A 1,909-nucleotide genomic window follows, 5' to 3' on the forward strand; every position below is an offset into this window, starting at 1 on the left:
CATGGAAGGGTAGATGCAGGCAAATATGATGGAATGGGATTAGCTAGAGTGAGTACTATAGTTAAACAAATTAGAACAGAAGATCCGAATGTTTTATTTTTAGATGCAGGGGATACGATTCACGGAACGGTATTTGCAACCCTAACTAAGGGAGCATCAGTAGTAAGGGTTATGAACGAGATGGGATATGATGCCATGACAACTGGAAATCATGACTATAATTATGGATTGGATAGAATTGAAAAATTACAAAATACAATGAATTTTCCAGTATTAGTATCAAATCTTACTTATAAAGATACGGGAGAAAAAGCATTTAAACCATATATGATCAAAACTCTACCAAATGGTGTAAGAGTGGGGGTATTTGGATTAGCAACTCCTGAGACGGCTTATAAGACGAATCCTACCAATGTAGAAGCGGTTACCTTTGATGATCCTATAGCGTCGGCTAAAGAGTCTGTAACGGCCTTAAAAGCTGAAGGAGTAAACTACATCATAGCCCTTTCACATTTGGGTATGGATGAAGATTCGGTTTACACAAGTATTAAATTAGCCGAGGAAGTAGACGGAATAGATTTAATAGTAGATGGACATAGCCATACTACTCTAGAAGAAGGTCTGTGGGTAAAAGAAACTCTTGTTGTTCAATCTGGATCTTATGATAAGAATTTAGGAGAGGTAACTGTTAAATTAGGTAAAGATGGATCAAAAGTCGAAACAGCAAAATTATTTACTAAAGAATATGCAATGGAAAATGTTGAGGAAGATCCTGCTGTAAGAGCAATTGTAGATGAGGTAAATACAGAGAATGAAAAGATTACATCTATGGTTATTGGAGAGACACCTGTACTTTTAGATGGTGAAAGAAATAATGTGAGAGCGGGTGAAACTAACTTAGGAGATATGATTACAGAAGCTGTGTTATTTAAGACAGGAGCTGATGGTGTAATAACTAACGGTGGTGGAATAAGAGCTTCTATCCAAAAAGGAACGATTACTAAAGGAAACATAATCTCGGTATTACCATTTGGAAATTATGTGGTAGTGAAAGAGATAAGTGGTCAGGATCTAAAAGATGCCATTGAAAATGGTGTTCAATCTTATCCAGAGACAAGAGGAGCATTCCCACATGTAGCAGGATTTACATTTAAATTTGATCCAATGAACGAAGTGGGGAATAAAGTATATGATATTACATTTAACAACGGGGAAAAGCTAGACTTAACGAGAACTTATAATATAGCTACAAACGACTTTATGGCTGTAGGTGGGGATATGTATACCTCTCTAAAAGGAAAGAGAACAGTGAACGAATATGAGGGGCTTGAAGAGATATTGGGTGAATATATTAAAACTAGTGGAATTACTCATACTACAGTAGACGGAAGAGTGTTTGCAGGGAAAAAAGAAGTAGATACAAATATATCAGCTAATTCTGTATATACAATACAATCAGGTGATACATTGAGAGCAATTTCTAAAAAAACAGGAATAGACATGGATATAATCTTAAAAGAAAATAAAAATATTACAAATCCAGATATTATTTTTGAAGGAAATATAATAACGTTACCAAAAGCAAAATAAGCCTTTTAAGAAGCCGCATAGTGGCTTCTTTTTATTTATTTTTAATCTAAAAAAAATAAAATAAAAATAAATATTAAAAAGTGTTGACTCTTTAACTTTATTATGATATTATTATTCTTGTCGTGAGAGGACGATAACAACGGAGCATAGCGCAGCCCGGTAGCGCACCTGCCTTGGGAGCAGGGGGTCATAGGTTCGAATCCTATTGTTCCGACCATTTAAAAAGAATATACCAAGATACGCGGGAATAGCTCAGTTGGTAGAGCGTCAGCCTTCCAAGCTGAATGTCGCCAGTTCGAACCTGGTTTCCCGCTCCAAA

Annotated in this window: 1 protein-coding gene and 2 tRNA genes; all 3 read left to right on the forward strand. The window is 35.8% G+C overall.

The features are described from left to right. On the forward strand, window positions 1-1,590 hold a 1,590-nt coding region (locus tag ABZA26_RS14040), incomplete at its 5' end, for a 5'-nucleotidase C-terminal domain-containing protein (protein WP_372715117.1). A 140-nt stretch (window positions 1,591-1,730) separates the two neighbouring features. Continuing rightward, a tRNA-Pro gene (locus ABZA26_RS14045) sits at window positions 1,731-1,807 on the forward strand. A gap of 24 nt (window positions 1,808-1,831) precedes the next feature. After that, window positions 1,832-1,907, forward strand: a tRNA-Gly gene (locus ABZA26_RS14050). Window positions 1,908-1,909 lie beyond the last annotated feature (2 nt).

The organism is Ilyobacter sp. (genome assembly GCF_041583315.1).
In the GTDB taxonomy this organism is placed as follows: domain Bacteria; phylum Fusobacteriota; class Fusobacteriia; order Fusobacteriales; family Fusobacteriaceae; genus Ilyobacter.